Origin of the sequence: Catenulispora pinistramenti, assembly GCF_018274385.1 — a bacterium.
GTDB classification, from domain to species: domain Bacteria; phylum Actinomycetota; class Actinomycetes; order Streptomycetales; family Catenulisporaceae; genus Catenulispora; species Catenulispora pinistramenti.
Map to the genome: position 1 here is coordinate 26,021 of NZ_JAAFYZ010000035.1, position 20,578 is coordinate 46,598.

Consider the following 20,578-nt stretch of genomic DNA (forward strand, 5'->3'; position numbering starts at 1 on the left):
CTACAGCCTCACTGCCACAACCTGAGCGCTACAACCTCGCCGCCATAACTCAGCGCCGCAACCACAGCGCCACACCTCACCCCAACAACCGCTGCTCTTTCGCCACCGCGACCGCCCCGGCCCGCGTGTCCACCCCGAGCTTGTCGTAGATCCGCCCGAGGTGGGTCTTCACCGTGGCCTCGCTGATGAACAGCTTCTTGGCGATGTCGCGGTTGCCGAGCCCCTGCGCCAGCTGCGCGAGGATGTCCCGCTCCCGATCGGTGAGCGTCGGCCGGGGCGAGCGCAGCCGGGCCAGCATGCGGCTGGCCACCGGCGGCGACAACGCGGTCCGGCCCGCGGCGGCGGCACGGATGGCGGCGTAGAGCTCGTCCGGGGGTTCGGCTTTGAGCAGGTAGCCGGTGGCGCCGGCTTCCACGGCGCGGGTGATGTCGGCGTCGGTGTCGTAGGTGGTGAGGACCAGGATGCGCGGGGTGTCAGGGGTCGGATTCGGCGTGCGGATGCGGCGCGTGGCCTCCACGCCGTCGATGCCGTCGCCCAGCTGCAAGTCCATCAGCACGACATCAGGGTTCACCGATGCCGCGGTGACGACCGCCTCCTGGCCGCCGGCCGCCTCGCCGACCACCGCTATGTCATCGGCGCCGGCCAGCAACGCACGCAGACCGGCGCGCACCACCGCGTGGTCATCGCAAATAAGTACCCTGATCACGGCCTCGGCTCCACGGGGATCGCGACGGAGATGACGGTGCCCTGGCCGGGCGCCGATTCGACGGTCAGCGTGCCGCCGAGCTGAGCGGTGCGGGCGCGCATCGCGGCCAGGCCGTGGCCGCGCCCGGGGCGGTGGCCGGGGTGACGGCCGCCGTCCGGCTCGGCGGACGCGGGGAATCCGGCTCCGTCATCGGCCACATCCAGCAACACCTGGTCGTCCAGATACGTAAGGGTGAGCGCGGCGCGCCCCGCATCTGCGTGCTCTGCCACGTTCGCCAACGCTCCCTGCGCGATGCGCACCAAGGTGGACTGCACGCGCTCCGGCAACACCCGTGGCGTCCCGTCCACCGCGAACTCGGTCGGCGGCTGCGGCTGACGTGCCGCGACGGCAGCCAGCGCCTCCGGCAACGTCGCCCCGGCCAGGTCCGACGGCGCCAGGTCCTGCACCAGCCGCCGCGCCTCGGCGAGGTTCTGGCCGCCGATCTCCGCGGCCGTGCGCACGTACTCGTGCGCGGCTCCCGGATCCGCCGGCCACGTCCGATCCGCCGCCTGCAACAGCATCGCCTGGCTCGACAGCCCCTGCGCCAGCGCGTCATGGATCTCCATCGACAACCGCTGCCGCTCGCCGAGCACCCCGGCCAACCGCTCCGACTCCCGCAGCCGCACCGCCTGCCGCCGCATGTGCGTGATCGCGCCCGCGCTGACCGCGGCCACCGCCACCGGAACCATCGTCAAGGTGGGGTCGAAGCCGACCGCCAACCGGTTCTGCGACACCACGACCAGCACCGTCACCCCGGTCACCAGCGCCAACGCGGGCCAGGTCGGCAACGTGCGCAACCCGGTGACGAACAACGGCACCGCGCACCACGCGAAACTCGGCGCCAGCAACACCAGCACCGTCCACAACGCGGTGGCCGCACCGAGCCAGAGCAGATGCGCCCGCGTGGGCCGCCCCACATCCGGCTCCCCGGTGATGCCCAGCACAAGCCCGGCGCCGTAAACCACGGCCAGCGCCCCGGACAACGCGATCACCCACGGCGCGCGCGGCTCCCCGCGATGGTGCTGGAGGAAGCGGACGGCCGAGGCGAGGAGAAGGAGGAAGAACGCCGAGTGCATGACGGCGGCCAGCCAGCGGGCGTCGGGGTCCAGGCGCGAGCGCTCGCGCGCGGAGCCAATCGGTCGCGCGACGCTCGTGGCCTCGGCCAGGCCACCAGAGCGCCCGGCTGCCGACCGGTCCTCCCGCATCGCCGCTCCGCTTCTCTCGCGCCAACCGTTCTTGATCTCCTCCCATCCATCCTGACCTGCCCTGATCGCCCCGGCGTCAACCGATCGGCCGACAAGCCCCTCGGCCACCCGGCGCGCCAGGTCCACCCGTCGCGTCGATCCGCGTGCCCGATTCGGCCCGCAGGATCGATAGCAAGCAACCCGAACCACCCCCAGGAGCGATCATGACCACCTTCTCCACCCGGGCCCGCGTCATCACCGGAGCCGCCGGCCTGGCCGTCGTCGGCGCCGCCACCTTCGGCGCCCTCTCCGCCAACGCCGACGCCAAGACGGACACCAAGCCGGACACCAAGGCGGCCAATGCCAAGGGCCTCATCACCACCCAGCACCTGTCCGCCGCCTCCGCGACCAAGGCGGCGCAGGCCGCGCTCAACGCCGCGACCAAGGCCGGCCAGCACGTCTCGGTGGCCGTGGTGGACCGCGACGGCAACGTCATCGTCCAACTGCGCGGCGACGGCGCGGGCCCGCAGTCCTTCGACTCGGCCGAGCAGAAGGCCTTCACCGCCGTGTCGTGGAACAACAAGACCTCGGCCCTGGTGAACAACCTGCAGCAGACCCCGACCCTGAAGGACATCCCCGGCACCCTGTTCCTGGCCGGCGGCGTCCCGGTGGACGCCGACAACGCCCCGGTCGCCGGGGTCGGCGTGGCCGGCGCGCCGAGCGGGGCGATGGACGAGGCGTACGCTCAGGCCGGGGCTGACGCGATCACCAGGTAGGCAGCCGGATAAGCGTCAACCACCGAACAAGCGCCACGCGAAGGAGACCCATGGCCACCCCCACCGTCGTCTTCACCGGGATCCGCCCCCACGGCGGCGAGCCGATCGACCTGGTCGTCACCGACGGCGTCATCACCCGGCACGCGCCCGCCGGCACCGCCGCCGCGGCCACGCCGGGCGCGCAGGTCGTCAACGGCACCCGCCGGATCGCGCTGCCGACCATGGTCGACGCGCACATCCACCCGGACAAGACGGCGTGGGGCGAGCCGTGGGTCTCCCGCAAGCGCGCCACGGGCATCGCCGAACTCGGGCAGGCCGACGCGGAACTGTTCCGCGCCCTGCCCACCCCGGTCGGCGAGCGGGCCCGGCGCCTGATGGCGCACGCCGCCGCGCAGGGGACCCGCGCGCTGCGGGCCCATGCCGACGTCGCCCCGGCCTTCGGACTGGCCGGGCTGGAAGGCGTGGCCGACGCGCGGGAGAAGCTGCGGGGCGTGGTGGACGTGCAGACCGTCGCATTCCCGCAGCACGGCGTGCACGCCGCCCCGGGCACCGCCGAGCTGATGGAGGAGGCGGCGCGCGCCGGCCTGGCCGACTTCATCGGCGGCATCGACCCGATCGCCTTCGACCACGACCTGACCGGCCAGCTGAACCTGGTGTTCGGGCTGGCCGACCGCTACGGCGTCGGCGTCGACCTGCACCTGCACGACACCGGCCGGGACGGGCTCGACGTCTTCGACGCCGTGCTCCAGCGCACGCGCGCGCTGTCACTGGCCGGCCGGGTCACCGTCAGCCATTCCTTCGCCCTGGTCGGCCTGCCGGACGCCGAACTGGACCGGCGCGCCGCCGACCTGGCCGAGGCCGGCATCGGGCTGACGACCGTCGCCCCGGCCGGCCGCACGCTGCCGGTCCGGCGGCTGCGCGAGCTCGGCGTGCGGGTCGGGCTGGGCTCGGACGGGGTGCGCGACTCCTGGTCGCCGTTCGGCAACGCCGACATGCTGCACCGCGCACACCTGATGGCGCGCTCGCTGCGGGCCCGGGTCGACGAAGACCTCGAACTCGGCTTCCACACCGCCGCGACCGCCGGCGCCGAACTGCTCGGCCTGCCGGTCAGCGACCTGAGTGTCGGCTCACCAGCGGACTTCTTCCTGGTCCGCGGCGAGTGCCTGGCGCAGGTGGTGGTGGACGTGCCGACGCGGGAGGTCGTGGTCCGCGGCGGCCGGGTGGTCGCCCGGGACGGGGAACTGGTCAGCGGCTGACGTCGTCCTGCGGCGTGGCGGCCGGGGGCTCTGTACTCCCGGCCGACTCCTCGGCGCTGTCAGCCCGCCGCCGCCGCACCCGCCACACGATCAGCCCGATGACCACGACCAACGCCACGAACCCTGCCAGGATCTTCCCCACCAAGTGCTCGACCCGGTCATAGGCGGCCCCGGTGAAGTAGCCCAACAGAGTGAACCCGACGCCCCACACCAACCCGCCGAGGGCGTTGAAGAGCAGGAACTTCCGATACGGAATACGCGAGATGGCGGCCAGCGGCGGCATCAGGGCCCGGAAGAAGGACACGAACCGCCCCAGGAACACCGCCTCGGGCCCCCGCCGCCGAATCATCTCCCGGGCCTTGTCCAGCTTCACCCGGTGCCGCCGCAACGGCCGCGTGTTCAGCAACCGCTCCCCGAAGTGCCGCCCCACCTCGAACCCGACACTGTCCCCCGCGATCGCCGCGAACACCACCACGATCGCCAGGCCCCAGATCGACACGGTGCCCCGGTTCGCCAGCACCCCGCCGATCACCGCCGCGGTCTCGCCGGGCAGGACGAAGCCGACGAAGAGCGCGTCCTCGGCGAAGACCAGCACGCCGACGACGACGTAGACGAGGGCCGGCGGAAGGTTGCTGAGCCAGTTGAGCATGGGGTTCAGCCGCCGATTCCGTGAACGATCATGGCTCGCGTCCGAGTCCGCAGCGCGGCGATCCCGCCGACCAGGAACGCGAAGGTATAGACGAACTGCACCAGGACGACCGCGCGGGCCAGCTGCCCGCTCGGATGGATGTCGCCATAGCCGACGGTCGCCATGGTGACGCCGGTGAAGTAGAGCGCGTCCAGCCGCGTCCCGAGCCCGACGAACTGGTTGTGGCGGGCAGCCATGGCCCAGTAGCTCGCCGCGAAGACCAGGATCGCGGCCCAGAAAAGGAGCAGGATGCCCAGGCCCGGATGGCGGTACCGGCCGGACCGATCAGTCAGCGCGCGATCGGTGGTCACCGTCATGCCGACGGCGAGCAGCGCGAGCAGGCCCACCGGGATCAGCCAGGCGAGCACCCGGTGCCGCGGCCCGATCACGCTGAAAGGGAGCGTGAAGTAGGCGACCGTGAGCAGGACCGGGCCCAGGGCCGCGGCGGCGAGGCGGGCCAGGGCCGGCATGCGGGGAAAGTGGCCAGCGTCCTCGCGAGCAGCACCACCGGCGCGGCCGCCATCACCGCCCCGCTCCTCCGGCTCTCGCTCGCCCTCGCTCTTCATCAGGTACTTGCTTTCCCACGCCGAGCCCCCGCGACGCGGCCGGCGTCACCCGTCCAGCCGCTCGACCACCTGCTCGCAGAGCTCGTGGGTGGCCAAGGCGTCCTGGAGATCCGGGTACTGCGTCTCCCCGCGCACCGCTGCCAGGAAGTGCTCGCAGATCTGCTCGACCCCCTTCACCCGTCCGACCGGGTCCCAGCCCGTCGGTCCGTCGGCGAGGTCGTGGATGTCCCGGCGGTGCCCGTCCCCGATCAGCTGCAGCCGCTCGGCCTTCGTCCCCGCCCGCCGATTCATCGCGCCGAAGCAGGTGAATCCGGGCCCGGACAAGGTCAGCGCCACATGTTCCAGCATCCCGTCCTCGACCCGCCCGGACACCGTCACGTCCGACACCTCCCCCGGCGCCAGGAAGCGCAGCGTGTCCGCCACATGGATGAAGTCGTCGAACACGACGTCCCGCAGTACTCCCGGCGCGTCCGCCTCGTTCTTCTGCAGGATCACGGTCTCGCGCGGGGCCCGGGTGGCCGCGACGTAGGCCGGGGCGTGCCGGCGGTTGAAGCCGACCATCAGCGGTGTGCCGGTGCGCTCGGCGTGGCCGACCAGGGCGCGGGACTCGGCGAAGGTGTCGGCCAGCGGTTTGTCGACATACGTCGGCACCCCGGCGTCCAGCAGCCGGGTGACGACCTCCGCGTGCGCGACGGTCGCGACGTGCACGAAGGCCGCCGCCGGCCGGGCGTCGCCGAGCAGCGCCGCCAACTCAGTGAACCGGCACGACGCCGGAACCCGGTACGCCGCACCCAGCGAGTCCAGCCGTCCACGGTCCCGCGTCACCAACCGCAGCCGCAGGTCAGCCCGCGTCCCCAGCACCGGCAGGTACGCCTTGCGAGCGATGCCGCCCAGCCCGATCACGGCGACCGCGAGCCCGTCACTGTCCATACCCGCCATGGTCGCTCATATTGACGGTCCGCGCCGCTACGGTGTGGGGCCATGACCGACGCTCAAGCCCCGGCCGACACCGCGGCGGGCCGCATAGCCGCCGCGCTCCAGGCCGCCGTGGCCACCGACGACCGGGCCGCCGCCTGGCGCGTCGCCGAACTCGTCGCCGCCGACTGGTCCGTGCGCCCGCTCGACGCCGCCGACGCCGACCGCTACACCGACGCCGACCTCGACGCCGCCGCGACCGCCCTCGGCCACCCCCTCCCGGCGGCGCTGCGCGAGGCGCTGAAGCTCTTCGGCCACCGCGACGACCTCACGCGCAGCCAGGATCCGCTCGCCAGGCCGGATGAGCTGGAGATCCACGAGGGCGCGCTCATCTTCCGCAACGAGAACCAGGGCGTCTGCTGGTGGGGGGTCCTGCTCGAAGACCTGGACCAGGACGACCCGCCGACCTACTACTGCCCCGACCCGGCCGACAAGGCCGAGCAGACGTGGGACCGCTGGACCGACCGCCTGTCCCTGGCGATCATCGACACCCTGATGGCCGAGACGGTCATCGCAGAGGTCGAAGACCTGACCGACGCCGGGGAACTCGGCGAATACGATCCCGGAGACGACCCCGGCCTCACCGCACTGCCGAAGATCCAGCCCGAGTGGGCCGAGGCCGCGTGGTATGTCGGCGACGACGTACTGGTCCATGGGCGCCCGGGATAAAGCGCTCGCACCGGCCGATCGTCGGCCGGTGCGAGCGCTGGACTACCCGTCTACGCCGTCTACCCCACGTAGTTGAAGTGCGAGGGGTCCGGCCCGATCCGGCCGTCGTCCCGGCTCAGGTGCGAGACCTGGTCCATCTCGTCGCGGGTGAGTTCGAAGTCGAAGAGCTCGAAGTTCTCCTTGATGCGCGAGGGGGTCACCGACTTCGGGATGACGACGTCGCCGAGTTGCAGGTGCCAGCGGAGCACCACCTGGGCCGGGGTCTTGCCGTGTGCCTGGCCGATCCGGGCCAGGACCGGCTCCTTGAGCAGGTCGCCGCCTTGGCCGAGCGGGCTCCAGTCCTCGGTGATGATGCCGAGTTTCTCATTCAATTGCCGCATCGCCGGCTGCGGGAAGTAGGGGTGGAGCTCGATCTGGTTGATCGCCGGGACCTTGGACGACTCGTCCACCAGGCGTTCCAGGGCGTCGGCGGGGAAGTTCGCGACCCCGACCGCCTTGGCCCGGCCATCGGAGTTGATCTTCTCCATGGCCCGCCAGCTCTCGATATACAAATCGCGTTCCGGCACCGGCCAGTGAATCAAATACAGGTCCACGTAGTCGGTGCCGAGCCGCTCCAGGCTCTGGTCGAAGGCCCGCAGGGTGGCGTCGTAGCCGTGGTCGGTGTTCCACAGCTTGGTGGTCAGGAAGACATCCTCGCGGTTCAGCCCGGAATCGCGGATGGCCCGGCCGACGCCGGTTTCGTTCTCGTAGGCGGCCGCGGTGTCGATGTGCCGGTAGCCGACCTCGAACGCGGTCGTGACCGCCGTGCGGGCCCCGTCGTCCGGGACCTGCCAGACGCCGAAACCCAACTGCGGGATCCGGACGCCGTCATTCAAAGTGATGTATTGCATTTCCTCATCCCTTCCACGCTTCGACCGCTTGAGAAATCGGGGTGTCGCCGGACACCAGTTCGAGGGTCTGCCGGACCGCGGCGTGCTGTTCGATGACCTCCGCCAGAACGTTCGCCACGTCGGCCCGGGGAATGGTCCCGCGCCCGGTGCTCGGGGCCAGCCGCACCAGCCCCAGACCCGGCGTGTTCAGCAGGCCGCCGGGCCGGATGATGGTCCAGTCCAGATCCCGGGGCCGCAGGTCGTCCTCGGCCTTGGTCTTGGCGTCCAGGTAGGCCACCCAGGTCTGGTCCGAGCCCGGGGAGGCCGGCGCTCCGGCGCCCATTGACGAGATCTGCACGAACCGCCGCACCCCGGCCAGCTCGGCGGCGTCGGCCAGCAGCACCGAACCACCGAGATCCACGGTGTACTTCCGCTCCGCGCTGCTCCCGCCGCCGGCCCCGGCCGCGAACACCACGGCGTCGGCGCCGCGGATCACCTCGGCCAGCGACTCCTTGGTGGCACTCTCCAGGTCGAACACCACCGGCTCGGCGCCGGCGGCCACCAGATCGGCGGCGCCGTCGGGACGCCGGAGCAGCCCCTGCGCGGTGTGTCCGTCGGCGCTCAGCCGCGCTTCCAGCAACAGGGCGATCTGTCCATGGCCGCCCGCAATCACGATACGCATGCGTCCTCCCTATCCCACCCGGGCGCGCGACGGGAGGTCGAGGCGACCGTTCGGACCAGGCAGCCCCGGATCGGAACTGCCCCGCCCGACGCCGTCGGGGCTGCTCAGGCTTCGTGGGCTGCTCAGGCCTCCGGCAGCCGAACCAGCATCTTGCCGGTGTTGGCGCCGCTCATCACTCCGAAGAAGGCGTTGAGCGCTTCCTCGATCCCGTCCACGACCGTCTCATCGGTCCGCAGCGACCCCTCGGCCAGCCACCCCGAAGCCTTGCCGATGTACTCGGGGAACGCCTTCATGTGGTGCCCGATGGTGAACCCGCGCAGCGTCAGGCTCTTGCCGATGGCCAGCGTCAGATGCGGCGGCCCGGCCGGCATGGACTCCTCGTTGTAGACCGAGATCGCGCCGCACAAAGCGATGCGCCCGAACAGGTTCATGCGGGTCAGCGCCGCGTCCAGGGTGTCGCCGCCGACGTTGTCGAAGTACACGTCGATGCCGTCGGGAGCGGCCTGCTTCAGCTGCGTGCGCAGCCCGCCCTCCCGGTAGTCGATCGCGGCGTCGAAGCCGTAGTGCTCGGTGAGCCGCTTCACCTTCTGCGGCCCGCCGGCCGAGCCGATGACCTTCGACGCCCCGAGCTTCTTGGCGATCTGCCCGGCCACCGAGCCGACCGCCCCGGCCGCGCCGGATACGAAGACGACGTCGCCCTCCTTGACCGGCGCGATCTCGGTCAGGCCGACATACGCGGTCAGTCCGGTGATGCCGAGCACCCCGAGGAAGGCCTGCGCCGGCACCTTCGACGTGTCCAGCACCTGGGTCTTCGCGGCGTCCAGCAGCGCGTACTCGCGCCAGCCCTCGAAGTGCGAGACCGTCGCGCCGACCGGGATCGCCGAGCCGTCCCCGGCCGCGACCACGACGCCGACCGCGCCGCCGGTCATCGCCTCGTTCAGCTGGAACGGCGGGATGTAGGACGGGACATCGTTCATCCGGCCCCGCATGTAGGGGTCGACGGACAGCCAGGTGTTCCGGACCAGGATCTGGCCCGGCCCCGGATCGGCGACCTCGGCCCGCAGGAGGCGGAAGTCGGTCGGCTTCGGCTCGCCGACCGGACGTGCTATCAGCTGCCATTCACGACTGGCGACGGACACGGGTTACTCCAAAAAAGTGAGGGTTGGGGGTGGGGCTCGGCCTTCTCATCGTCACCGAGGCCCGGCGGCGCTGCCACTCAGCCGCCGCTCATCGGCGCCCGGCTCAGCCGAGCGCCTTGGGTCAGCCGAGCGCCGTGCTCAGCCGATCGCCTTGATCAGCTCGGCCGCCAGCGGCGCGGACGACATCGGGTTCTGCCCGGTGATCAGGTTCCGGTCGACGATCACGTGCGGCGTCCACGGCGCGGCCTTGTCGACCACCACGCCGTCGGCCGTCAGCCGGTCCTCCAGCAGCCACTTCGCCTGGTCGGCGAGGCCGCCCTGGATCTCCTCGTCGTTGGTGAACGCGGCGATCCGGTAGCCGGCGAAGGAGGACGTGCCGTCCGCCTCGCGGGCCGCGAGCAGGGCCGCCGGGCCGTGGCAGACCACCGCGAGCGGCTTGCCGGAGGCCAGCGCCGCGGTCAGCAGCCGGCCGGAGTCGGCGTCCTCGGACAGGTCCTCCATCGGGCCGTGGCCGCCGGGGTAGAAGACGGCGTCGTAGTCGCCGAGCGAGACGTCGGCCACCGCGACCGGGCTGCGCAGCTCGGTCATCGCCGCCACCGCCTCGGCCATCTGCCGCGCGCCGTCCTCGCCGCCGGTGAACTGCGGGGACAGGCTGCCGGCGTCCGGAGTCGGCACCACGCCGCCGGGCGTCGCGACCGTCACCTCGTGCCCGGCCGCCTTGAGCGCCTGGTAGGGCACCACGGCCTCCTCAGCCCAGAAGCCGGTGGGATGCTTCGTGCCGTCCTTCAGAGTCCAGGAGTCGGCACCGGTCAGAACCATCAGGATCTTCGCCATGCGGTAAACGCTAAACCTCATGAACTTATCGGCGCCAATGGCCACTCCGATACCGAGTATCGATTTTTCGATGGCTCGCGTAGCCTCGCCGCATGGCCGATCCCCTGGACCTCAACCAGCTGCGTACTTTCCTCGCGGTCCACCGCTCGGGCTCCTTCACAGCCGCCGCGCACCTGCTCGGCCTGTCCCAGTCGACGGTCACCACGCAGATCCGCGCGCTGGAGACCCGGCTGGGCCGCGAGCTGTTCGAGCGGCGGGCCCGCGGCGTGGCCCCGCTCCCCTACGCCGACGAGCTCGCGGCGCAGGTCTCGGCGCCGCTGGATCGGCTGTCCGGACTGGCCGAGGACGGCGCCGCCCCGGCCGCCGAGCCCGTGCACCTGGCCGGCCCGGCGGAATTCCTCGGCGCGGTGGGCATGGGACTGCTCGCGCCGTTGATCGCCGAGGGCGTGCAGCTCCGGGTCACCACCGGCCTGACCGACGACTTGCTGGACGAGCTCCGGTCCGGCCGGCACGACCTGGTGATCTCCACTCGGCGCCCGACGATCAGTGGACTGATCTCAGAGCCCTTCGCCGATGAGGAGTTCGTCCTGGTGGCCGCGCCGGCTTGGGCCGAAAGGCTGAAGGGCGCGGAGCTTCCGGCCGGGCTGGCCGACGTCCCGCTCATCGCCTACGACGCCGAGCTGCCGATCGTCCGCCGCTACTGGCGCTACGTCTTCAACACCCGCCTGACCGCCCCGGCGCAGCTCACCACCATCCCCGACCTGCGCGGCATCCGCACCGCGGTGCTCGCCGGGGCCGGCTGGACCGTGCTGCCGAAGTACCTCTGCCGCGCCGAGCTGGACAGCAGTACCCTGACTCTGCTCCATCAGCCCGAGGAGGCGCCGCTGAACACCTCGTTCCTGGTCCGTCGCCCCGGCGGTTCGGCCAACCCGCACGCGGCGCGGGTCCAACGGCACCTGCTGGCGGCCGCGAAGTCCTGGTGGGCCGAGCACGAGTGCTGATTCAGGCACGAGTGCTGATTCCCTGATCCCTGATCCCTGATCCCTGATCCCTGATCGCCCGAACCGACCGACAGCCCCGCTGGAGGACCCCATGAGCTGGAAGATCCGGCGCCCACGGCACCGTGTCACGATCGCGCTGGCCGCCGCCGTCGTCCTGGCCGCGGCCGGGACCGCCACCGCACTGGCGGCCACCGCCTCGAAGCCGGGCCTGACCCCGATGACGCTGACCAGTCCGGACTTCCACGACGGCGGCAAGCTGCCGCCCTGGACGCTGTGGGGCAAGGATCCCTCCTGCCCGGGCAAGGACCTGGCCCCGGCCCTGCGCTGGACCAATCCGCCGGCCGGCACGAAGGGCTTCGCGGTCGTGGTGAACGACGTGGACACCCCGCAGTCGCCGGGCTTCACCCACTGGATCGTCTACAACATCCCCGGCGACGTCACGAGTCTGGCCGGGCACGGCTCGAACCCCTACAGCGAAGGCGCCACCGACTACGACGGCGTCACCACCGGCTTCGCCGGACCCTGCCCGCCGCCGACCGGCCAGCCGCACCACTACGTGTTCCGAGTATTCGCGCTCGACACCGCCAGCGTCCCCGGCACCGGGCTCGACGACACCGCGCTGATCTCGGAGATCTCCAGCCACATGCTCTGGTCGGCCAGCCTGATCGGCACGGTCGAGCTGCCCAAGGGCAGCTGACCCCGGCCGAAAAGAATTGATCACCCCTGTTGACACCACCGGCGCCGGGAGAATACTGAGCGGACAGTTACCGACCGGTTGGAAAGCAAGGGTGCCGCCATTGATCACCCAGCACGACCTCGAGAACCGCATCCAAGACCTGCTCGCCGCCCACGATCCGGGCACCACGAGCCGGCTGGACTTCCTTCACGCGCGCTTCGACGCGGGCCTGGCCTGGCTGCACTACCCGCCGGGCCTGGGCGGGCTGGGCCTGCCGCGCGGCCTGCAGCCGGTCGCCGAGAAGGCGTTCGCCGCGGCCGGCGCGCCGGACAACGAACCGCAGCGGATCGGCATCGGCCTGGGCATGGCCGCCCCGACCATCCTCGGCTTCGGCAACGACGAGCAGAAGCAGCGCTGGCTGCGGCCGCTGTGGTGCGGCGAGCAGGTGTGGTGCCAGCTGTTCTCCGAGCCCGGCGCCGGATCCGACCTCGCCGCGCTGGCCACCCGGGCGGTGCGCGACGGCGAGGACTGGATCGTCAACGGGCAGAAGGTCTGGACGTCCATGGCGCACGAGGCGCGCTGGGCGATCCTGGTCGCCCGGACCGATCCGGACGTCCCCAAGCACCAGGGCCTGACCTACTTCGTGCTGGACATGACCGCGCCCGGCGTCGAGGTGCGGCCGCTGCGCCAGCTCACCGGCGAGGCCGAGTTCAACGAGGTGTTCCTGACCGACGTGCGGGTGCCCGACGGCCAGCGGCTCGGCGCCGTCGGCGAGGGCTGGAAGGTCGCGCAGACCACGCTGATGAACGAGCGGGTCGCGATCGGCGGCGGCGCCGCGCCGCGTGAGTCCGGGATGATCGGGGTGCTGGCCTCGGCCTGGCGCGAGCAGCCGGAGGTGCGCGATCCCGCGCTCCACGACCGGCTGCTGACGCTGTGGGTGGCGGCCGAGGCCGCGCGGCTGACCGCGATGCGGCTGTCCGCGCAACTGGCCGCCGGCCAGCCCGGACCCGAGGGTTCGGCGGCGAAGTACGCGTTCGCCTCGCTCAACCAGCAGATCTCCGGTCTGGAACTGGAACTACTGGGCGAGCAGGGCCTGCGCTACGACGACTGGACGATGCGCCGGCCGGAGACCGTCAGCTTCGTCGGCCGCTCCCCCGGCTACCGCTACCTGCGCGCCAAGGGGAACTCGATCGAGGGCGGCACCTCGGAGATCCTGCTGAACATCATCGCCGAACGCGTCTTGGGCCTGCCCGGCGAGATCCGGGTGGACAAGGACGTCGCGTGGAAGGACCTGCCCCGGTGAGCGAAGCACTCCTCTACTCAGAGCCCGAAGAGGAACTGAGCGCCGCGGTCGCCGACCTCCTCGCCGACCGCGCCGCGTGGGCTTCGGTTCTGGCCCGCACGGAATCCGCGGAGCCCTACGACACCGGGCTGTGGAAGACGCTCGGCGGCGGTATCGGCGTGGCCGGACTGCTGGTGCCCGAGGAACTCGGCGGGGCCGGTGCTTCGCTGCGCGAGGCCGCGGTGGTCGCCGAGGAGTTGGGCAAGGCGGTCGCGCCGGTGCCGTTCCTCGGCAACCTGACCGCCACGGCGCTGCTGCTGGCGGCCCGCGAATCCGGCAACGGGACCGCGGCCCTGGCCGACGACCTGCTGCGCCGGATCGCCGCCGGCGAGCAGACCGCGGCGGTCGCGATCCCGTTCTCGCGCTCGCCGGACACGACCTACCGGGGCAAGGTCTCGGTCACCCCGTGGCCGCCCCGCGAGGATCCGCACGAAGCCCGGCTCACCGGCCGGGTCACCAGCGTCGCGGACGCGCTGCCGGCCGACGTGCTGCTGGTCCCGGCGGACGGGTCCATCTACGTCGTGCAGGCCGCGGACGCACAACGCACTCCGGTCACCACGCTGGACATGACCCGGGTGCTGTGTGACATCGAGTTCGACGACGCCCCCGGCCAGATGCTGGCGATCGGGTACGCACCGCTCGCGCAGGCCTTGCTGAGCGCGGCGGCGGTGCTCGCGTCCGAACAGCTCGGCCTGGCGGAACAGTGCCTGAAGACGACGGTCGAGTACGTGAAGACACGGCACCAGTTCGGCCGCGCGGTCGGTTCCTACCAAGGACTAAAACACCGGCTGGCACAGCTATGGGTACAGATCGCGCAGGCTCGCGCAGTCGCCCGGTACGCGGTCTCGACCAGCGGCGACGAGCAGGTGATCGCGGTCGCGGTCGCCCAGGCACATTGTTCGGCGGTCGCGGTGCAGGCCGCCGAGGAGTGCGTGCAGATGCACGGCGGGATCGGCTTCACTTGGGAGCACCCCGCACATCTGTATTTGAAGCGGGCCAAGAGCGCGTCGATCGCGCTGGGGAGTCCGGCCCGGCATCGGCGGCGGCTCGCCGAGTTGGTGGATCTGCCGGCCAGCTGAGGTCTTGTGTCAGGGCTCGCCGAAAGCGGTGAGCCCTGACCTTCGCCCTACTTCTCGGCCGCGCTCGGGTCCAGCCCCAACGCCTTGGCCCAGATCCGGTTCAGCGTCTCCACCAACTTCTCGAACGGCATCGGCGCCTTCTGCACGAAGGCCACATACGCCATCCGCGACACCATCCCGGACAGCGCGTGCGCCGTCAGCAGCGGATCCAGATCCGCATCGGCGACGCCCGCGTCCTGCAACGTCCGGATCATCTTCGCGTTGCGCCGCACGAACGCGTTCGCGCGCTCGATCCGGATCGCCCGGAAGTCCTCGTCGATCTGCGACACCTGCTCGAACAGGCCCATCAGCGCGGCGTTCTTCTTGTAGGCCCGCAGGTATTCGCGGTTGGCCAGGTTGATCAGCTCGCGCGGGTCGGTGACGCCGGTGCGGGCCCGCAGGTGCGGGTGGACCATCTCCTCGGTCACCTGCTCGGCGACCGCCTGGAAGATCTCCTCTTTGCCCTCGAAGTAGGTGTAGAGCGAGCCGGAGGCGACGCCGGCCTCGGCGGAGATGTCCGCCAGCCGGGCCTCCAGGTAGCCGTCCCGCTCGAAGACCACGCGCGCCGCCGCGACCAGCGCGTTGCGGGTGCGGATGCCCCGGGCACTGCGCGGTGTGACGCGCACCTCAGACTTCGCCATGGCGAAACGCGGTCTCCCTACTTGAACTTGACGCCGACCTCAACTATACCGGAATCATGTTCACTGTCTCTGATCGCGCCCAGCGTTACCAGGACGACCTGCTCGCGTTCATGGACGAGCAGGTCTATCCGGCAGAAGTGGTCTACGAGGAGCAGATGCGCGCCTCGGGGGACCCGCACCACCAGCCGGCGGTCATCGAGGAGCTGAAGACCGAGGCCAAGAAGCGGGGGCTGTGGAACCTCTTCCACCCGCACGCCGAGTGGGGTCCCGGGCTGACCAACTTCGAGTACGCGCCGCTGGCTGAGATCATGGGCCGCAGCCACCTGGCCCCGGAGGCCACCAACTGCGCCGCGCCGGACACCGGCAACATGGAGGTGTTCACGCTCTTCGGCTCGGAGGCGCACAAGGAGAAGTGGCTCAAGCCGTTGCTGGACGGCGAGATCCGGTCCGGCTTCGCGATGACCGAGCCGGCGGTGGCGTCGTCGGACGCCACGAACATCGAGATGCGCATGGTCCGGGACGACGCGCGCGGCGGTTACGTCCTCAACGGCCGCAAGTGGTTCACGTCCAACGCGATGCACCAGAACTGCCGGGTGCTGATCGTGATGGGCAAGACCGATCCGGAGGCGGTGCCGCACCGGCAGCAGTCGATGATGGTCGTGCCGCTGGACGCGCCGGGCGTCACGATCGTGCGCTCGCTGCCGGTGTTCGGCTACCAGGACCGCGAGGGGCACGCCGAGATCACCTTCGAGGACGTGTTCGTGCCGGCCGAGGACCTGCTCAAGGGCGAGGGTGAGGGCTTCGCGATCAGCCAGGCCCGGCTGGGCCCGGGCCGGATCCACCACTGCATGCGCACCGTCGGCATGGCCGAGCGGGCGCTGGAGCTGATGTGCCGGCGGGCCGCCGAGCGTGTGACCTTCGGCCGGCCGCTGGCCGAGCGGGCGAACATCCAGGACTGGATCGCCGAGTCCCGGATCGACATCGAGCAGACCCGGCTGCTGACGCTGAAGGCCGCGTGGATGATGGACACCGTCGGCAACAAGGCGGCCCGGACCGAGATCGCCGCGATCAAGGTGGCGGCGCCGGAGATGGCGCTGCGCGTCATCGACCGGGCGATCCAGGTGCACGGCGGCGCCGGCGTGACCGACGACTTCCCGTTGGCCTGGGCCTGGGCCCACCTGCGGACGCTGCGGCTGGCCGACGGGCCGGACGAGGTGCACAAGCGGGCCATCGCGAAGATCGAGCTGGCCAAATACAAGCACTGACAAGTACTGACACACCCGCCGCCCAGCAGGAGTTTCCGAAAGCTCATGACCAATCCCCTCATCCCCTCCCTGTCCGGCCGCACGGCCATCGTCACCGGCGCCTCGCGCGGCATCGGCCTGGCGATCGCCCAGACGCTGGCCGCCGGCGGCGCGAACGTCATCCTGACCTCGCGCACGCAGGACAACGCCGACGAAGCGGCCAAGCTGGTCCAAGGCCCCGGCACCGCGATCGGCTACCAGGCGCACGCCACCGACGAGGACGCGGCCCGGGCCTGCGTGGCGTTCGCGGTCGAGCGCTTCGGCAGCCTGGACATCCTGGTCAACAACGCCGGCACCAACCCCGCCTACGGCCCGCTGATCGACATCGAGAAGAGCCGGTTCGCCAAGACGCTGGACACCAACCTGTGGGGCCCGATCCTGTGGACCTCGCTCGCGGTGAAGGCGTGGATGGGCGAGCACGGCGGGTCGGTGGTGAACACCGCCTCGATCGGCGGCATCCACGTCGCGCAGAACCTGGGCGTCTACAACGCCAGCAAGGCCGCGCTGATCCACGTCACCAAGCAGCTGGCGCTGGAGCTGGCACCGAAGGTGCGGGTGAACGGCGTCGCGCCGGCGGTGGTCCGGACCCGGCTGGCCGAGAGCCTGTTCGCCGACCACGAGGCCGAGGTCGCCGGCGCCTATCCGCTGGGCCGGCTCGGCGAGCCGGACGACGTCGCCTCGGCGGTGGCGTTCCTGGCCTCCGACGCCGCGGCCTGGATCACCGGCGAGACGCTGGTCATCGACGGCGGCGCGCTGCTGGGGCAGGCCGGTGTCTGAGGGCTCTGACATGGCGGGCTCTGGCAGCGCGGGCTCTGGCAGCGCCGCCGAGCTGCCCGGGCTGGTCTCGGGCTGGCTCGGCGAATCAGGGATCGAGTACGAGCCGCCGTTGACGCTGACCCGGGTCGGCGTCGGCCAGTCGAATCTGACCTATGCCGTCACCGACGCCACCGGCCGGCCGGACCGGCGCTGGATCGTCCGGCGCCCGCCGCTGGGGCACCTGCTGGCCTCGGCGCACGACGTGGCCCGCGAGGCCCGCGTCCTGACCGCGTTGCGGGACTCTGACGTCCCGGTGCCGCACGTGTTCGGCGTGTGGAAGACCGACGAGGTGCCGATGGTGCTGATGGAGTTCGTCGACGGCCTGGTCCTGGACCGACAGGAAGTCGTCGACGCCGTCCCGGAGCCGACCCGGCACGCCGTCGGCCTGTCCATCGCCCGCGCGCTGGCGCCGGTGCACGCCGTCGATCTGGCCCGGACCGAGCTGATCGACCTGGCCAGCCACAAGCCGTATGCCCAGCGCCAGCTGAAGCGCTGGACGACGCAGTGGCAGAACTCGAAGACCCGCGAATCCGCGGACCTGGACACGCTGACCGCCGGGCTGGCGGCGGCGATCCCGGGGCAGCGGGAGCTCACGCTCGTGCACGGCGATTTCCACATGCGCAACGTGATCGTCTCCCCCGACGACGGCTCGGTCCGCTCGGTCCTGGACTGGGAACTGTGCACGCTCGGCGACCCGCTGGCCGACGTCGGCACGCTGCTGGCGTACTGGCCGGCGGACGGCGAGGCCGGCCAGGGCCTGCTCAGCAACTCCGCGATGCCGGGCTTCCCGGACCGCGACGAGATGGCCGCGGCCTACCTGGAAGCCAGCGGCCGTGACGGTTCCGCCCTGGGCTTCTGGCACGCACTCGGACTGTGGAAGATCGCCATCATCGCCGAGGGCGTGCTGCGCCGCGTCCAGGACGAGCCGCGCAACCGCGCCGCGGCGTTCGCGCCGACCACCGACCAGATCGACTCCCTCATCGCCAAAGCACTAAGGACACTGACATGACCGAGCAGACCGGCCAGACCACCTCCGGCGCCGCCTCCGGAACGACGCGCGACACCGCGCGCACCGCGATCGTCACCGGCGCCGCGCGCGGGATCGGCGCCGCCGTCGCGCTGCGGCTGGCCGCCGACGGGCACGCGGTCGCCGTGGTCGACCTGGACGAGACCGCGTGCGCGGACACCGTCGCGGCGATCACCAAGGCCGGCGGCAAGGCGCTGGCCGTGAGCGCCGACGTCTCGGACGAGGAGCAGGTCGCCGCGGCGCTGACCCGGATCGTCGCCGAACTCGGCGCGCCGACCATCCTGGTCAACAACGCCGGGATCCTGCGGGACAACCTGCTGTTCAAGATGAGCGTCGGGGACTGGGACGCGGTGATGAACGTCCACTTGCGCGGCGCGTTCCTGATGTCCCGGGCGGCGCAGAAGCACATGGTGGACGCCGGGTTCGGCCGGATCGTGAACCTGTCCAGCACCTCGGCGCTGGGCAACCGGGGCCAGGCGAACTACGCCGCGGCGAAGGCCGGGATGCAGGGCTTCACCAAGACGCTGGCGATCGAGCTCGGCAAGTTCGGCGTCACGGCCAACGCGATCGCGCCGGGCTTCATCGAGACCGACATGACCCGGGCCACCGCCGAGCGGATGGGCGTGGACTTCGACGTGTTCCGGCAGGTGGCGATCGGCCAGATCCCGGTCGGGCGCTCCGGCAAGCCCGAGGACATCGCGGCGATCGCGGCGTTCCTGGTGCGCGAGGAGTCCGGGTTCGTGTCCGGCCAGGTGATCTACGCGGCCGGCGGCCCGAAGGACTGAGCGCTCGTTCAAGGAGGCGGAGAGCGGCATGACGCGGAGCAACATGACGCAAAGCACTGAGACTGAGACATCCGAGCTGGTCCTGGCCGAGCGGCACGGCGCGGTCCTGCTGCTCACGCTCAACCGGCCGGAGCGGCTGAACGCGTGGAACATACCGCTCCAGGAGCGGTATTTCGCCCTGCTCGACGCGGCGGAAGCCGATCCCGGAGTACGGGTCGTGGTGGTCACCGGCGCCGGACGCGGGTTCTGCGCCGGGGCCGACATGGAGGACCTGTCGCAGCTGGGCACCGTCGATCCCGACACCTTCGGGCAGCTCCCGGGCCGGCCCCGGGAGCGTCCGCTGTCCTTTCGCAAACCCCTGATCGCCGCGATCAACGGCCCGGTGGCCGGGCTCGGGCTGGTCCAGGCGCTGTACTGCGATCTGCGGTTCACCACGCCGCAAGCCAAGTTCACGACGGCCTTCGCCCGCCGCGGCCTGATCGCCGAGTACGGGATCGCCTGGCTGCTGCCGCGCCTGGTGGGGCCCAGCCGGGCACTGGACCTGCTGATGTCGGCGCGGGTGGTGCTCGGCGAGGAGGCACTGGCGCTGGGTCTGGTCGACCGGGTCCGGCCCGCCGAATCCCTGCTCGCCGACGCACTGGCCTACGCGGCAGATCTGGCCGAGAACTGTTCGCCGCGGTCGATGGCGCTGATCAAGCAGCAGGTGTTCCAGGCGCTGGACTCGGATCTGCCGACCGCTGTCGCTTTGTCGACGAAGCTGATGCACGAGTCGTTCCGGCATCCCGACTCGGCGGAGGGCGTGCACAGCTACCTGGAGCGCCGTCCCCCGCGGTTCGAGCCTTTGGAGTCGGCATGAGCGACGCGCCCCGCGCCGTGCTGACCGACTTCGGCGGCGTCCTGACGACGAGCATCTTCGAGGCCTTCGAAACGTATTCGCTGTCGGTGTCAGGCGATCCGGCCTTGTTCGGAACGCTGTTCCGGACCGACCCCGCGGCCGGTGCGCTGTTGGTGGAGCACGAGTGCGGGCGGATCGATCAAGCGGGGTTCGAGCGCGGGATCGCGGAACTGCTGGCACCGCACGATGTCGAGGTGCCGGCGCCGGGGTTCGTCGACTCGTTCCAGGCGCTGCTGAAGCCGGATGAGGCGATGGTCGCGGCCATGGAGGCGTTGCGGGCGGCCGGCGTCCCGGTCGCGATCGTCTCCAACTCGCTCGGCGACGACGCTTATCGCGGCTACGATCTCGCCGCGCTCGCCGACACCTGGGTGATCTCCGGCGAGGTCGGGGTGCGCAAACCGTCGCGGGCGATCTACGAGATCGCGTGTGGCAGGTTGGGGGTCGAGGCCGCCGAGTGCGTGATGATCGATGATCTGGAGCACAATCTGCGGGGTGCCGAGCGGCTCGGTATCAGGGGGCTGCATCACACGGATTCCGCGCGAACCGTCGCCACGCTGGCGGAGTGGTTCGGCTTAACAGTTTGATCACCG

At 71.2% G+C, this 20,578-nt stretch carries 23 protein-coding genes; 13 read left to right on the forward strand and 10 right to left on the reverse strand.

What is annotated here, in order from left to right; genetic code table 11:
- Positions 1 to 76: 76 nt before the first annotated feature.
- Positions 77 to 706 carry a response regulator gene (locus KGQ19_RS13075; RefSeq protein WP_212009377.1) on the reverse strand — a complete coding sequence of 210 codons (630 nt, stop codon included), beginning with the start codon at positions 704 to 706 and terminating at the stop codon, positions 77 to 79.
- Complete coding sequence (locus KGQ19_RS51845; RefSeq protein ID WP_212009378.1) at positions 703 to 1,950, reverse strand: sensor histidine kinase; 1,248 nt, start codon at positions 1,948 to 1,950, stop codon at positions 703 to 705. Before KGQ19_RS51845 ends, KGQ19_RS13075 begins: the two co-directional genes overlap by 4 nt.
- A 203-nt stretch (positions 1,951 to 2,153) precedes the next feature.
- Between KGQ19_RS51845 and KGQ19_RS13085 the strand changes: the two genes are divergently transcribed.
- Positions 2,154 to 2,705, forward strand: a complete 552-nt coding sequence (locus KGQ19_RS13085; protein WP_212009379.1) for a GlcG/HbpS family heme-binding protein — start codon at positions 2,154 to 2,156, stop codon at positions 2,703 to 2,705.
- Between the two features lie 50 nt (positions 2,706 to 2,755).
- Positions 2,756 to 3,961 (forward strand): amidohydrolase, encoded by a 1,206-nt coding sequence (locus KGQ19_RS13090; RefSeq protein WP_212009380.1) that lies wholly within the window; start codon positions 2,756 to 2,758, stop codon positions 3,959 to 3,961.
- Here KGQ19_RS13090 and KGQ19_RS13095 read toward each other — a convergent pair.
- The 3 genes from KGQ19_RS13095 to KGQ19_RS13105 form a co-directional block, all read right to left on the reverse strand.
- On the reverse strand, positions 3,951 to 4,610 hold the full coding sequence (locus KGQ19_RS13095; protein WP_212009381.1) for a DedA family protein: 660 nt from the start codon (positions 4,608 to 4,610) through the stop codon (positions 3,951 to 3,953). The two genes, KGQ19_RS13090 and KGQ19_RS13095, sit on opposite strands and share 11 nt — an antisense overlap.
- 5 nt (positions 4,611 to 4,615) lie before the next feature.
- Positions 4,616 to 5,119 carry a potassium channel family protein gene (locus tag KGQ19_RS13100; RefSeq protein ID WP_212009382.1) on the reverse strand — a complete coding sequence of 168 codons (504 nt, stop codon included), beginning with the start codon at positions 5,117 to 5,119 and terminating at the stop codon, positions 4,616 to 4,618.
- 141 nt (positions 5,120 to 5,260) lie between these two features.
- Entirely contained in the window at positions 5,261 to 6,145 is an 885-nt protein-coding gene (locus KGQ19_RS13105) for a Gfo/Idh/MocA family protein (protein ID WP_212009383.1), read from the reverse strand.
- 51 nt (positions 6,146 to 6,196) lie between these two features.
- Between KGQ19_RS13105 and KGQ19_RS13110 the strand changes: the two genes are divergently transcribed.
- Positions 6,197 to 6,859, forward strand: a complete 663-nt coding sequence (locus KGQ19_RS13110; RefSeq protein WP_212009384.1) for a hypothetical protein — start codon at positions 6,197 to 6,199, stop codon at positions 6,857 to 6,859.
- Positions 6,860 to 6,918: 59 nt separating this feature from the next.
- On the opposite strand, the gene KGQ19_RS13115 is transcribed toward KGQ19_RS13110, so the two are convergent.
- The 4 genes from KGQ19_RS13115 to KGQ19_RS13130 all read right to left on the reverse strand — a co-directional run bounded on the left by KGQ19_RS13115 (position 6,919) and on the right by KGQ19_RS13130 (position 10,383).
- Positions 6,919 to 7,749, reverse strand: coding sequence for an aldo/keto reductase (locus tag KGQ19_RS13115; protein WP_212009385.1), 831 nt, complete (start codon positions 7,747 to 7,749; stop codon positions 6,919 to 6,921).
- A gap of 4 nt (positions 7,750 to 7,753) precedes the next feature.
- Complete coding sequence (locus KGQ19_RS13120; RefSeq protein ID WP_212009386.1) at positions 7,754 to 8,410, reverse strand: SDR family oxidoreductase; 657 nt, start codon at positions 8,408 to 8,410, stop codon at positions 7,754 to 7,756.
- 122 nt (positions 8,411 to 8,532) lie between these two features.
- Positions 8,533 to 9,549 carry an NADP-dependent oxidoreductase gene (locus KGQ19_RS13125; RefSeq protein WP_212009387.1) on the reverse strand — a complete coding sequence of 339 codons (1,017 nt, stop codon included), beginning with the start codon at positions 9,547 to 9,549 and terminating at the stop codon, positions 8,533 to 8,535.
- A 138-nt stretch (positions 9,550 to 9,687) separates the two neighbouring features.
- A complete protein-coding gene (locus KGQ19_RS13130; RefSeq protein ID WP_212009388.1) occupies positions 9,688 to 10,383 on the reverse strand; it encodes a type 1 glutamine amidotransferase domain-containing protein in 696 nt (231 codons plus the stop codon).
- Positions 10,384 to 10,475: 92 nt separating this feature from the next.
- On the opposite strand from KGQ19_RS13130, the gene KGQ19_RS13135 reads away from it, so the two are divergent.
- The 4 genes from KGQ19_RS13135 (at position 10,476) to KGQ19_RS51850 (ending at position 14,481) form a co-directional block, all read left to right on the forward strand.
- Entirely contained in the window at positions 10,476 to 11,384 is a 909-nt protein-coding gene (locus tag KGQ19_RS13135) for a LysR family transcriptional regulator (RefSeq protein ID WP_212009389.1), read from the forward strand.
- 91 nt (positions 11,385 to 11,475) lie between these two features.
- On the forward strand, positions 11,476 to 12,081 hold the full coding sequence (locus KGQ19_RS13140) for a YbhB/YbcL family Raf kinase inhibitor-like protein (protein WP_212009390.1): 606 nt from the start codon (positions 11,476 to 11,478) through the stop codon (positions 12,079 to 12,081).
- Positions 12,082 to 12,172: 91 nt separating this feature from the next.
- Positions 12,173 to 13,363, forward strand: a complete 1,191-nt coding sequence (locus tag KGQ19_RS13145; RefSeq protein ID WP_212009391.1) for an acyl-CoA dehydrogenase family protein — start codon at positions 12,173 to 12,175, stop codon at positions 13,361 to 13,363.
- A complete protein-coding gene (locus KGQ19_RS51850) occupies positions 13,360 to 14,481 on the forward strand; it encodes an acyl-CoA dehydrogenase family protein (RefSeq protein ID WP_212009392.1) in 1,122 nt (373 codons plus the stop codon). Before KGQ19_RS13145 ends, KGQ19_RS51850 begins: the two co-directional genes overlap by 4 nt.
- A 47-nt stretch (positions 14,482 to 14,528) precedes the next feature.
- On the opposite strand, the gene KGQ19_RS13155 is transcribed toward KGQ19_RS51850, so the two are convergent.
- Positions 14,529 to 15,161, reverse strand: a complete 633-nt coding sequence (locus tag KGQ19_RS13155; protein ID WP_212009393.1) for a TetR/AcrR family transcriptional regulator — start codon at positions 15,159 to 15,161, stop codon at positions 14,529 to 14,531.
- A gap of 56 nt (positions 15,162 to 15,217) precedes the next feature.
- Between KGQ19_RS13155 and KGQ19_RS13160 the strand changes: the two genes are divergently transcribed.
- From KGQ19_RS13160 to KGQ19_RS13185, 6 genes are read left to right on the forward strand one after another with little or no spacing between them, the layout of a single operon-like run.
- Positions 15,218 to 16,426 carry an acyl-CoA dehydrogenase family protein gene (locus KGQ19_RS13160; RefSeq protein ID WP_212009394.1) on the forward strand — a complete coding sequence of 403 codons (1,209 nt, stop codon included), beginning with the start codon at positions 15,218 to 15,220 and terminating at the stop codon, positions 16,424 to 16,426.
- 45 nt (positions 16,427 to 16,471) lie between these two features.
- The gene (locus KGQ19_RS13165) at positions 16,472 to 17,242 is read left to right on the forward strand and encodes an SDR family oxidoreductase (protein ID WP_212009395.1); all 771 of its coding nucleotides are present in this window, start codon (positions 16,472 to 16,474) and stop codon (positions 17,240 to 17,242) included.
- Positions 17,243 to 17,252: 10 nt separating this feature from the next.
- Positions 17,253 to 18,290, forward strand: coding sequence for a phosphotransferase family protein (locus tag KGQ19_RS13170; protein ID WP_212009413.1), 1,038 nt, complete (start codon positions 17,253 to 17,255; stop codon positions 18,288 to 18,290).
- The gene (gene fabG / locus KGQ19_RS13175; protein WP_212009396.1) at positions 18,287 to 19,093 is read left to right on the forward strand and encodes a 3-oxoacyl-ACP reductase FabG; all 807 of its coding nucleotides are present in this window, start codon (positions 18,287 to 18,289) and stop codon (positions 19,091 to 19,093) included. Before KGQ19_RS13170 ends, fabG begins: the two co-directional genes overlap by 4 nt.
- A gap of 43 nt (positions 19,094 to 19,136) precedes the next feature.
- Complete coding sequence (locus tag KGQ19_RS13180; protein WP_212009414.1) at positions 19,137 to 19,949, forward strand: enoyl-CoA hydratase-related protein; 813 nt, start codon at positions 19,137 to 19,139, stop codon at positions 19,947 to 19,949.
- Positions 19,946 to 20,572 carry an HAD family hydrolase gene (locus KGQ19_RS13185; RefSeq protein WP_212009397.1) on the forward strand — a complete coding sequence of 209 codons (627 nt, stop codon included), beginning with the start codon at positions 19,946 to 19,948 and terminating at the stop codon, positions 20,570 to 20,572. Before KGQ19_RS13180 ends, KGQ19_RS13185 begins: the two co-directional genes overlap by 4 nt.
- The last annotated feature ends 6 nt before the right edge of the window (positions 20,573 to 20,578 follow it).

Bases quoted from the DNA above. Each gene is read 5' to 3' on its own strand.
- KGQ19_RS51845 (WP_212009378.1), bottom strand. From the start codon at position 1,950: ATGCGGGAGGACCGGTCGGCAGCCGGGCGCTCTGGTGGCCTGGCCGAG.
- KGQ19_RS13085 (WP_212009379.1), top strand. From the start codon at position 2,154: ATGACCACCTTCTCCACCCGGGCCCGCGTCATCACCGGAGCCGCCGGC.
- KGQ19_RS13090 (WP_212009380.1), top strand. From the start codon at position 2,756: ATGGCCACCCCCACCGTCGTCTTCACCGGGATCCGCCCCCACGGCGGC.
- KGQ19_RS13095 (WP_212009381.1), bottom strand. From the start codon at position 4,610: ATGCTCAACTGGCTCAGCAACCTTCCGCCGGCCCTCGTCTACGTCGTC.
- KGQ19_RS13100 (WP_212009382.1), bottom strand. From the start codon at position 5,119: ATGCCGGCCCTGGCCCGCCTCGCCGCCGCGGCCCTGGGCCCGGTCCTG.
- KGQ19_RS13105 (WP_212009383.1), bottom strand. From the start codon at position 6,145: ATGGACAGTGACGGGCTCGCGGTCGCCGTGATCGGGCTGGGCGGCATC.
- KGQ19_RS13110 (WP_212009384.1), top strand. From the start codon at position 6,197: ATGACCGACGCTCAAGCCCCGGCCGACACCGCGGCGGGCCGCATAGCC.
- KGQ19_RS13115 (WP_212009385.1), bottom strand. From the start codon at position 7,749: ATGCAATACATCACTTTGAATGACGGCGTCCGGATCCCGCAGTTGGGT.
- KGQ19_RS13120 (WP_212009386.1), bottom strand. From the start codon at position 8,410: ATGCGTATCGTGATTGCGGGCGGCCATGGACAGATCGCCCTGTTGCTG.
- KGQ19_RS13130 (WP_212009388.1), bottom strand. From the start codon at position 10,383: ATGGCGAAGATCCTGATGGTTCTGACCGGTGCCGACTCCTGGACTCTG.
- KGQ19_RS13135 (WP_212009389.1), top strand. From the start codon at position 10,476: ATGGCCGATCCCCTGGACCTCAACCAGCTGCGTACTTTCCTCGCGGTC.
- KGQ19_RS13140 (WP_212009390.1), top strand. From the start codon at position 11,476: ATGAGCTGGAAGATCCGGCGCCCACGGCACCGTGTCACGATCGCGCTG.
- KGQ19_RS13155 (WP_212009393.1), bottom strand. From the start codon at position 15,161: ATGGCGAAGTCTGAGGTGCGCGTCACACCGCGCAGTGCCCGGGGCATC.
- KGQ19_RS13160 (WP_212009394.1), top strand. From the start codon at position 15,218: ATGTTCACTGTCTCTGATCGCGCCCAGCGTTACCAGGACGACCTGCTC.
- KGQ19_RS13165 (WP_212009395.1), top strand. From the start codon at position 16,472: ATGACCAATCCCCTCATCCCCTCCCTGTCCGGCCGCACGGCCATCGTC.
- KGQ19_RS13170 (WP_212009413.1), top strand. From the start codon at position 17,253: ATGGCGGGCTCTGGCAGCGCGGGCTCTGGCAGCGCCGCCGAGCTGCCC.
- fabG (WP_212009396.1), top strand. From the start codon at position 18,287: ATGACCGAGCAGACCGGCCAGACCACCTCCGGCGCCGCCTCCGGAACG.
- KGQ19_RS13180 (WP_212009414.1), top strand. From the start codon at position 19,137: ATGACGCAAAGCACTGAGACTGAGACATCCGAGCTGGTCCTGGCCGAG.
- KGQ19_RS13185 (WP_212009397.1), top strand. From the start codon at position 19,946: ATGAGCGACGCGCCCCGCGCCGTGCTGACCGACTTCGGCGGCGTCCTG.